The 9,785-nt window shown below is 63.9% G+C and carries 13 protein-coding genes; 7 read left to right on the plus strand and 6 right to left on the minus strand.

Annotated elements, in window-relative coordinates; genetic code table 11:
• Positions 1-23 precede the first annotated feature (23 nt).
• The 6 genes from BM009_RS19945 to BM009_RS19970 all read left to right on the plus strand — a co-directional run bounded on the left by BM009_RS19945 (position 24) and on the right by BM009_RS19970 (position 3,985).
• Positions 24-722, plus strand: a complete 699-nt coding sequence (locus BM009_RS19945) for a lysozyme family protein (RefSeq protein WP_217644224.1) — start codon at positions 24-26, stop codon at positions 720-722.
• A complete protein-coding gene (locus BM009_RS19950; protein ID WP_093298858.1) occupies positions 719-988 on the plus strand; it encodes a hypothetical protein in 270 nt (89 codons plus the stop codon). The genes BM009_RS19945 and BM009_RS19950 overlap by 4 nt, the downstream gene beginning before the upstream one ends.
• Positions 985-1,311, plus strand: coding sequence for a hypothetical protein (locus BM009_RS19955; RefSeq protein WP_093298859.1), 327 nt, complete (start codon positions 985-987; stop codon positions 1,309-1,311). The genes BM009_RS19950 and BM009_RS19955 overlap by 4 nt, the downstream gene beginning before the upstream one ends.
• A complete protein-coding gene (locus BM009_RS19960) occupies positions 1,256-1,621 on the plus strand; it encodes a hypothetical protein (protein WP_139216689.1) in 366 nt (121 codons plus the stop codon). Before BM009_RS19955 ends, BM009_RS19960 begins: the two co-directional genes overlap by 56 nt.
• 186 nt (positions 1,622-1,807) lie before the next feature.
• Positions 1,808-2,929, plus strand: a complete 1,122-nt coding sequence (locus BM009_RS19965) for an SGNH/GDSL hydrolase family protein (RefSeq protein WP_093298861.1) — start codon at positions 1,808-1,810, stop codon at positions 2,927-2,929.
• 36 nt (positions 2,930-2,965) lie between these two features.
• Complete coding sequence (locus BM009_RS19970; protein WP_093298862.1) at positions 2,966-3,985, plus strand: right-handed parallel beta-helix repeat-containing protein; 1,020 nt, start codon at positions 2,966-2,968, stop codon at positions 3,983-3,985.
• Positions 3,986-4,175: 190 nt separating this feature from the next.
• Here BM009_RS19970 and BM009_RS19975 read toward each other — a convergent pair whose 3' ends face one another.
• Both BM009_RS19975 and phbB read right to left on the minus strand, forming a co-directional pair.
• Positions 4,176-5,276: an acyltransferase family protein gene (locus BM009_RS19975; RefSeq protein WP_217644225.1), complete on the minus strand. Its 1,101-nt coding sequence runs from the start codon at positions 5,274-5,276 to the stop codon at positions 4,176-4,178.
• A gap of 421 nt (positions 5,277-5,697) precedes the next feature.
• Positions 5,698-6,420 carry an acetoacetyl-CoA reductase gene (phbB, locus tag BM009_RS19980; RefSeq protein WP_093298892.1) on the minus strand — a complete coding sequence of 241 codons (723 nt, stop codon included), beginning with the start codon at positions 6,418-6,420 and terminating at the stop codon, positions 5,698-5,700.
• A 507-nt stretch (positions 6,421-6,927) separates the two neighbouring features.
• On the opposite strand from phbB, the gene BM009_RS19985 reads away from it, so the two are divergent.
• The gene (locus BM009_RS19985; RefSeq protein ID WP_093298864.1) at positions 6,928-7,284 is read left to right on the plus strand and encodes a hypothetical protein; all 357 of its coding nucleotides are present in this window, start codon (positions 6,928-6,930) and stop codon (positions 7,282-7,284) included.
• A 26-nt stretch (positions 7,285-7,310) separates the two neighbouring features.
• Here BM009_RS19985 and BM009_RS19990 read toward each other — a convergent pair whose 3' ends face one another.
• The 4 genes from BM009_RS19990 to BM009_RS20005 form a co-directional block, all read right to left on the minus strand.
• On the minus strand, positions 7,311-7,466 hold the full coding sequence (locus BM009_RS19990) for a hypothetical protein (RefSeq protein WP_175488137.1): 156 nt from the start codon (positions 7,464-7,466) through the stop codon (positions 7,311-7,313).
• Positions 7,467-7,536: 70 nt separating this feature from the next.
• Positions 7,537-8,169, minus strand: a complete 633-nt coding sequence (locus tag BM009_RS19995; RefSeq protein ID WP_093298866.1) for an SOS response-associated peptidase family protein — start codon at positions 8,167-8,169, stop codon at positions 7,537-7,539.
• Positions 8,170-8,694: 525 nt separating this feature from the next.
• Positions 8,695-8,910 (minus strand): hypothetical protein, encoded by a 216-nt coding sequence (locus BM009_RS22400; RefSeq protein ID WP_139216692.1) that lies wholly within the window; start codon positions 8,908-8,910, stop codon positions 8,695-8,697.
• Between the two features lie 135 nt (positions 8,911-9,045).
• The coding region (locus tag BM009_RS20005) for a flagellin (RefSeq protein WP_093298868.1) at positions 9,046-9,785 on the minus strand (740 nt) is incomplete at its 5' end.

Consider the following 9,785-nt stretch of genomic DNA (forward strand, 5'->3'; position numbering starts at 1 on the left):
CACTCTCCCTACCGGAGGCCAACATGACAGAGCTGAGAGACATTCAGCGGCACCTCGGTGTCGCGCCCGACGGCGTGCTCGGGCCCGCGACGCTCGCCGCGATCGGCACGGCGCTCGGGATCGGCAAGCCGCGCGCGCTGGCAGATCCGGCCGCGTTCTTCGCAGGCGTGCGCACCGTCACCGGCCAGCTCGAGCAGCCGCAGGTCGACACGATCAACGCGCTGCTTGCCACGGCCGCGGATTGGTCGGTGGCATGGCTGGCCTATGCCCTCGGCACGAGTTGGCACGAGGCGCGGCTGGTGCCGGTCGAAGAGATCGGCCGGGGCAAGGGCAAGCGCTACGGCGTCGCCGGCGCGCGGATGAAGCCGGTTCCCGGGGCGTCGAGCTATGGTGGCCAGATCCCGTATGGCCGCGGCCTCGTCCAGCTCACCTGGTGCGACAACTACGAGCTCGCCGATCGCGAACTCGAGCTGGGCGGGGCGCTGCTGAAGAACTTCGACTTGGCGCTCAGCACGGACGTCGCTGTCCGCATCCTCGTGCGCGGCATGGAGGAGGGATGGTTCACCGGTAAGGCGCTACGCGACTATCTGCCGGGGCCACTCGGCGCCGCCGACCAGTTCGCCGCCGCGCGCCGTATCATCAACGGGACCGACCGCGCTGACATGATCGCGGCCTATGCGCTGAAGTTCCAGGCGGCGCTGACCGCCGGGGGGTGGGCATGACCGACGATCCCAAGTTGATCGGGCCGCCGCCCGCTGAGGGCAATCGCTTCCGCGCCGCGGTCGGCATCGCCGCCCTATCGGCCGGGCTGCTGGGGCTGATCCTGCTGTTCTTCGTCGAGATCCCGCCGCGCAACGAGAACGCAGTGCTGCTGGCCCTGGGCATCGTGCTCGGCTGGGGCGGCTCGGTCGTGCAGTCGGAATATGGCGCCAGCACCACCGGCCGCAAGGCGGCCGACCTTGCGCTGCGGAAGGCAGGTGAACGATGATCGCCTGGCTGATCCCCATCGTCGGCGAGCGCTATGCCAAGCGCGTCGCCATCGGCCTCGGCGTGCTCGCTGCCGTCATCATGCTCGCGGCCGGGCTCTGGCTCTGGCTGCACTTCCACGACCGCCGCGTCGTCGCCAACGATCGCGCGGCTGCAGCGGCCGAGGTGGGGCAGCGGCAGGTGCGCGCCGAGCGCGCCGCCGGCGCCGCCCAGGCGTCCCGAGACACCGAGATCCGCAACGACCTAGCTCAACAGGAGGAACGTGCCCATGAAGCGCGCCGCAATCGCAGCTCTGCTCTCGATGATCTGCACAACGGGCTGTAGCGCCCCGCGCGCGCTGCCGGTCACACCCGATCCCGCAACGCTCGACGTCTGCCCGGCGGCGGACGCTGCATTCCCTGTCCTGCCGCCGCTGCTGCCGGTGACGATCCCGGCCGGCACCGCGGTGACCGATGCCAGCGGCGCTCGGCGCGTGCTCGCTGCGCCGCTGGATGTCGTCGGCTTCGACCTGGTGCTCGATCGGGATGAAGCGACGGCGGTGTTCGTCGTGCGCGAGCGCGCCGAGAAGAAGCTTTGCCGGTCAGCCGTCCAGTATGTTCGCGACTGGTCGACCGCGATGGCCCGGAAGCCGTAGCAGCTCGCCTGCGACCACCCGCCGCGCCGCGCGGACCACTCCCCACCACAACATAGGAGCGCGGCCATGCGCCTTAGCGCCTTGAATTTGTCAGTTACCAGCCGCGCTTTGTTCGCAGGGAGGCCATTCCAGACGCCACCACTTCCTCCGCTTCCGACCTTCGCATTCCCCGCTGTGCAGAGCAAAATGGCGGCAGGCCAGCGCTCGCAGATCGCCATCGTTGGCGATAGCGCGGTTGCAGGTTGGGGTTCGGGTGTCGCGACCGGCACGACGACAGCGGGGACGGGTGCGGGAACGTCGCCTAACTATCTGCGCGCGAAGGCCTGGCCGCAGCAGCTCAAAGACCAGCTCGTCGCGCGCGGTATCCCCTGCCGGGCCGATGCGTATTTCTCGTCGCAGGTCAACAGCGTCATCGCCGACATGGTCGCCGCCAACCCGAACATTCAGGTCGGCACTGGGTGGACTTTGTCCAATTATAGCCTCTCGGGGACCATGCTGACATGCGCGAACACGGTGACCACCGCGTCGGTATTTATTCCCGGCGACGCTGCGGCCGATTCTTTCGACATCATTCACGCCGCGCAATCTGGCTTGGGGACCATCACGTTCACGGACGAGGATGGTTGGACCCAGTCGATTAACTGCGGATCGATCGCCGGTGCGCAAGTGACCAACTCGGCGGGTACGCTCGGCTTGAAGCGCACCACGATCAGCCGCCCGACGGCCAGCCAAAAACCGATCTCGATAACCCGCAGCGCCGGCAACCAGATCCTTATCGTGGCCATCATCCCCTACAACTCGGCCAGCCCGGCGCTCGAGCTGCTGAACATGGGTTGGCCGAGTTCAAAGGCATACGGGACCACCGGTTCGGGGCACTGGAACATCTATTCGGACTCGACCACGATGAGTGCCGCGACACCCTACAATGCGCTCGGGGCGCTCAATTCCGATGCGTACATCATCGAGCTGGGCACGAACGACCAGGCTAACGGCGTGATCCCCGCAGACTTCCAGACCGCGATGACGAACATCGCGTCGAAGCTGAAGGGGCAGGCTGGCGGCAACGGCGCCAATGTGGCCCTGGTCAAGTGCCGAACGACGATTGGCGGGTACGCGAGCTACAATATGTCGTCTGACATGCTGGCTGTAATCGATACCGTCACGACCAATCTCAGCCTCGCTCCGATCATCAACTACAACGCCATCCCGTTCACCAGCGATACCGATCGCTTCGACGGCACGCACCTCTCCGCGCAAGGCTACGCCAAGGAGGCAGCCGTCGCGCGGCAGGCGCTCATCGGCGCGTGATCCCCACCGAATTCCCCTCAGCAAAAGGAGACCACCATGTTGCGATATCTCGCTGCCATCCTGCTTATGGCGGCGCCCGCCACCGCGCGCGCCGTTACCGTTCCTGTCGCCACGCCGGCGCAGCTCCAGGCCGCGTGGAAGGTGGCCAAGCCCGGCGACACGATCCTGCTCGCGCCGGGCAATTATGGCGGTGCCGGCATCAACGATGCCCAGTACGACGGCACCGTGACGGTGAAGAGCGCCGACCCCAAGCGCCCGGCGGTGTTCACCCGGATCACGCTCAACAGCGCCCGCAACATCACCTTGTCGGGTCTGGAGTTTGCCTATGTGCCCGCGCCGGGCGAGGCCAACAGCCAGTCTATGATCCGCATCAACAACGGCTCGGGCATCGTCCTCGACGGCATCTATGTGCATGGGGTGATCGACGGCGATGTCAGCCGCGACGTGAATGGCGTCACCGCGGTCGGCACCGATGGCCTGACGGTCTCCAACTCGCGCTTCGTCGAGATCAATGCCGGCATCAAGACGGACACCAGCCGCAACGTCGTCATCCGCGGCAACGACATCGGCTTCATCGGGGCGGACGCGATTGAGATCCCCGGATCGAATGGGGTCACGATCGCCTGGAACACGATCCACGACTGGCGCACGAATGCCAACGTCCACCCCGACGGCGTGCAGTGCTGGACGACCCGACAGCCGTCCGGCTGCAAGAACGTGCGCATCTTCCGAAACGAGTTCATCGGCAGCCCTGGCCATGAGCCCCAAGGCATCTTCTTCGGCGACGAGGACAAGGTCGGCGGCTACGAGAACATCGAGATCACCGGCAACCGGTTCGTCTGCACCATGTGGCACGCGATCAAGCTCTATAGCGCGCCGAGGAACGTGGTGATCCGGTTCAACGAGGTGGTGGCTGGCCCGAACTTCACGCCCTGGATCGCGGTCGATGGTCCAGCTTCGATCGAGGGCAACGTCGCGCCGACGTTTCTCATCAACAACGCGAAGGTGCCGATGCTGCCCGCCGGGAACTACATCGGCGGGCGGTTCGGGCAGTAGCGCTAGCCTAGGCGGTTGCGATCATTGAAATGGCAGCCGTAGCAGTCTCAGCAGACTTGATGGACCGGCTTTTCCCCGGGATACCGGTGCATGCCCTTCAGCGGCCTCGGGAATGATCTTGCCCAAACGATCAAATAGATCATGCCGTATAGGGCCGCCGCCAGGAACACTGCCGCCCTCGCGTCGGCGTTCAAACTTCCGAGAGCTGAGGGCTGCCGATCGACCGCTCCCGGCGCCTGAGCCATGCATTCTCCAGCTTCTTGAAGACGCTCTTATACTTCAGCGCCGGTTTTTCGATGTAATGCCAAGAGAAGGCGGCGAAAGCGGCGCTGATGATCGTCGCGACGAGGCCGTTGACGTACCAGATCCGGCCCGGGCCCGGGAAATAGGCGATCGCCTGCTGGATGACGAAGCCGTACAGATACAGGCCGTAGGAATAGTCCGCGCCTTTGAGCAACGCGATCTTCCTGGGCATCAGCAGGCCCAGATAGACGGTGACATAACCCATCGCCGGCACGGTGATAAGGTCGCCGAAGGTGGTGAAGCGAAACGCCCAAAAGATATAGGCGGAGCACGCCAGGAACAGCCACAAGCGATGCGGCACCTTCTCGCGATACAGGTAGAAGGCGACCCCAACGAGGAAGCACGATATCAGGACGATCCCCGGAACATGCGTGGGGAAGATCGCCCATTGATCCCCATGGCGATAGACCCGATAGGCGCAGCACAGCGCCAGGAAGAAGAACGATCCGACGATCGCGATCACTGGCCGCTTCAACAGACCGATGGCGAGCAGGACCGACAGCGCGAGGTAGCAATAGAGCTCGAAGGGTACCGTCCACAGCTGCATGTTTACGACGTCCGCGTCCGGATTATTCAGGAACACGCCTGGCAGTTTCATGTGGATGTGCCCAGTCACGTTGAGCAGATACAGCAAGAAAGTTTTGTCGGTGAAGTACTTCTCGAGCGGGAAAGAGGTAAAGATCGTCCCGATCACGAAAGCGGATAGCCCCACTTCCACCGCTAGGGCCGGGTAGATCCGCACGAACCGATTGCCGAGGAAGGTGATGAGGGTCCTCGACCGTTCCATGCTGCCTGCCACGAGGAACCCGCTGAGCGCGAAGAACATCGGCAAGATTGCCTTGATCAACGGTGAGAATGGTGTCGAAAAAGCTAACTCATGTGAACCAGTCGTCACCTGGGCGGTGTGCATCCAGATCACTGCCAGCGCCAAGAGGATTCGCATATAGTCGAACCCTGTGGGGCGCCCGTTAGCGGCATCCAGTTTCATTCCGAAATTCATAGAGCCCCCCCCTGTTTGCACCACCTATATTTCTTTTTGTAACACGTTCAATACGCTTGTTTGCGGATGCTATACATCTGCGGCTCGCCTGCCGTGCACTCGATATGTAGCTGCCCCATTTTGGGGCAACACGCCTTCGCAATTAGCTTGGGTAGCGGTTCGCTTCCGCGGCTCAACTCCGCTGAGCGTTCTTGCCATGTTCGGCTCATGCAAGTCGCCCGACTCTTCGATCGCGGGCTTGCGAAGGGCCAAACCACTGCGCGATTAAAGCCCCCGACACCATGCCTGGGCAAAGGCCAGCAGCATACCGACAAGTACCCCCCCCCCCCGACGACGCGACATTTTGAGGCTTGGGTTGCCGCGCCGATGGCGAACATTATCGATCCCGCCAGAAGGCATCCTCGCCCATTCAGTACATGTACTGGCCGCCGTTGATCGACAGCGTCGACCCGGTGACAAAACCTCCGTCCTCGGCGCATAGGAATGCGACAGCGCGCGCGATCTCGCGCGCCTGTCCGAGCCTCCCGACCGGGATCTTTGCAATGATCCTTTCCAATGCCTCGGCAGGCACGGCTGCGACCATGTCGGTATCGATATAGCCCGGCGCGATCGCGTTGACGGTCACGCCGAATCGCGCGCCTTCCTGCGCCAGCGCCTTGGTGAAGCCATGGATGCCCGACTTGGCGGCTGCATAGTTAACCTGCCCGAATTGGCCCGCTTGGCCGTTAATCGAACCGATATTGACGATGCGGCCCCAATTGCGGGTGCGCATGCCCGGGAACACCGCGTGCGCCATGTTGAAGCAGCCGCCCAGATTGGTGCGGATCACGTCTTCCCACATGTTGCGGGTCATCTTCATGATCGTGCCGTCACGGGTGATGCCCGCATTGTTGACGACGATGTCGATCGGGCCGAGTTCGGCATCGACCTGCGCGACTCCCGCAGCGCAGGAGTCGAAATCGCCCACGTCCCACTTGTACGCCTTGATGCCGGTGCGCTCGGTGAAGGCTGCTGCCTTCTCGTCATTACCGGCATAATTTGCGGCAACGGTGATGCCCGCCTCGTTGAGTGCCAAGCTGATCGCTTCGCCGATCCCGCGGGTGCCGCCGGTGACGACCGCTACACGTGCCATGTACATTCCTCTCCACATCGAACCGCGAATGGCTAGGCGGACTACGCCCAGCCGGCATTTGGCGCCCGATGATCTGTCGCTACAGATTTATGCCCGTCGGAATTGCCCTCTATGTCGCTGATCATCGCCATCGCCCGCCGGGCGACGACACGACTATCGCCATGACGATCAAACTTACCACGGCGAGGCACACGACAACTTCGATTATGAAAAGCGTCACAGCGTTTTTCCGAGCGCTACTGCAGCGTCTTCCTCACTTGGCTGCCAGAAAATCCTTGCAACAGTACCCATAATTCCTTCCCCGGTTTATATTTGAGGAAATACGCAGATATACTGTTGTTAATGCATCATGCTGCAACCGGGGTAAAGCTGCCTCGGCGCAATATTCTTGTGAGGAACGCCAGCCGCATACTGTGCTGTCTCTTATCGGGACGAAGGCAGCGCGCGATACAACGACCGCAGTGTCTGACCCTCGACTCATGCGAATGTTCTCGTCATGTTCCGCCGATGCGAGTCGGCGAGGATCTCACGGCCAAGGCGTTGTTGGCGCTCGAGGAGGCGTTGCACGAGTGCCGATATCGCCCCGTGCACCGCTCCCGCGCGCTCGGCCTGGCGCTCGCCTACCTCTGGGGGATCAAGCGCGGCAGCACGAGCGACTTTATCACCTTCTGGCTCGAGATCGCATCCGACAATTATGTGCTGCGGTTCGGCAGCGCGGACAGGTCTCTCGACCGGATATATTCGATCGTCGAGCGGGAGCGCGACGACGAACTGTCCCACGCCGTCTGGCGCGAGGTGCAGGCCCGCGTTGGCTCTGGCGGGCCGGATTGTCGGCCCGACCCAGCTCGGCTGAAATGGCCTTAGGGCGCATACGGTTATAACCGAGCGATCTAGTGCCGGTGCTCCGCCCGCAGGCTCTCTAGCGCGGTCAGCGCGAAGTCGCGGAAGATCCGCTGCCAATGGTCGCCAGCGCGGTCCCATGGACGATCGTCCAGCGTGCCGTGGCGGCGGCTCTCCCACAGATCAGCGGCCAGGCTCTCGATCAAGGCTTCTTCGTCGTTCGCGGCGCAGAGGCGGCAGGGCATGGCCACGATGTAGTGAGGCGCGCGCGAACTCCTAGGCGCCGGCGGCGCGCGTCGGGAACACCGGCCCGCGCACTGCCATCCTCTCGGCATCATAGGGCCGCTGCAGGTCGACGATCTCGTCATAGCTCCCGCGCAGCCAGCGATCGACGTCACCGGGCTCCAGGATCGTGATCATCGCCTTCGGGTGGATCGGTGCGACGAGCTCGTTCGCGTCGCAGGTCACCATCGTGAAGCCCGGCCCGGCGACGGTCATCTGCCAGAAGCCCGCGACGGCGAACGTCGGCTGATCCGTGACGCTGAACCACATCTCCCCCTTGAGCGGGGGCTTGCCGTCGCCCAGGTCGTGCTTCTCGGGCGTGAACTCCGCGAACTCGGTCAGAGGAACGATACAGCGGTTTTCCGGCTTCTCGGCGAGGCGCCGCCACTGGGCGAGCTTCAGGTTGCGGACGTTGGTCATCGGCCACGCCGCCCGGCCGCCCAGCACGTCCCAGCTCATGACGTCCCAGGCCCGCTCGCCCGCCTGCTCCCGGATGACATAGTTGCGGGACTTCGGCCGCAGCTCGGCCGGCGCGAAGCGATTGTCGCGCGGCCGCTCTATGAAGAGCTTGCTGGTCGCGCCGAAGAGCGTCTCAGGCTCGCCGCGGAATCGGGCTCGGTTGCACATACTCCTAACGCTACCACTCTCCGCCGCGCACGCCAGCCGTACTGCAACGTTGAAATTGACGGGCCGCGCGAGCCTAAGCGGCGCCGGACGGTGTGTCGCTCGCCCGCGCGAAAGGGGGGTGGCAACAGGCGAGCGACGCACCTCATGTAGGCTGGCGGCACGAGATCGACAGACCCGGCAACGTCCGTAGCGCGCAGTTGATGTAGGGTGATTGTCGCCTCACCTGGAGATGCGGAAAGGGTACCGCGTGAGGCGACGGAAAATCCTTTACGGGATTATCCCTACTGCCGAGTTAAGGCTGATCAGTCAGGTTGCCGCTCTCTCCGGGGGGGGGGGGGGGGGGGCCAGAGGGGAGGCGCTGCCTCGCGCGGCAGCTGCGCAGCCGGGGGGGGGGGGGGGGGGGGGGGGGGGGGGGGGGGGGGGGGGGGGGGGGGGGGGGGGGGGGGGGGGGGGGGGGGCTCCAAAAAATGGGCAAAGCGGAGCGCGTGGAGAGAGCGGCCATGCGAGTGTATCGAGGTGTGAGCCCTAAGCAAATGAAATATCGGGCAGCCGATACAACAAAGCCCGATCACCCAAGGCATGGGGTGATCGGGCTTTGAAGGCTCCGAAGAACGGCGCAGAAGGTTCATTGACTGCGCGACTGACGATATCGGCGAGCTGGGCCGTGTCAATTTGATCCGAGAGCGCGGTGTCCTGTGCTGGGACATTTAAGCGCTCGCCGATAGTGCTGGCGGTCGCCAAGCAAGCTCTTCACCGCTGTCGCCGCCAAGTGATGGAAGATCCGCTTCAGTTCTAGCCCAAAACGAATAGGGCCGGGATGGCGTACCATCCCGGCCCCCGCTAGCCTTCGGCCCCCAGGGTTGGGGCCTTAGGTTATTAGCGGAACAGCGAAGTGATCGTCTGCGGCGCCTGGTTGGCGATCGACAGAGCCTGAACGCCGAGCTGCTGCTTGACCTGCAGAGCCTGCAGTCGAGCCGATTCCTTCGCCAGATCGGCGTCGACAAGGTTGCCGATGCCGCCGTCGATCACGTCCGACAGCTTGCTGGTGAAGGTCTGCTGAGCATCGATCTTGCGCGAAGCGGCGCCGAGCGTGCTGAGCGTAGTCTTCAGGTTGTCCGAAGTGGTCTTCAGCGTGTCCACCATGGCCTGCGCAGCAGCCTGGGTGTCGATCTTGCCGGTCGACGCGACGGTGATCGTCGAGCCGCCGAGGTCGAGGCCCTGGTTCGCAACGGTCAGCGAATCCGGGTTCCACGCAGTGGTGGTGGTGTTCGAATCCTGCAGCGACTGCAGCGCCGTCACCTGACCGCCCGAAGCCTTGAGCAGGTTCGTGCCGTTGAAGTCCGACGCGTTGACGATCGTGGTGATCTGGTCACGAAGCGCGGTGAAGTCCTTGTTCAGGGCGTCACGGGTCGCGGTGTCGATACCCTTATCGGCAGACTGACGGGCCTTCGCCTGCATCTGGTTGACGATGTCGGAGATCTGCTCGGCGCCGGCAACGGCGACGTCAGTCACGCTCTTGGCACGGCTGAGCGACGACGAAACCGCCTTCAGGCCGCCCAGGTCGCCACGGAGGCCCTGTGCGATCGTGTAGGAAGCCGAGTCATCCTTGGTCGAGG

It is taken from the genome of Sphingomonas sp. NFR04 (assembly GCF_900114095.1).
GTDB lineage: Bacteria > Pseudomonadota > Alphaproteobacteria > Sphingomonadales > Sphingomonadaceae > Sphingomonas.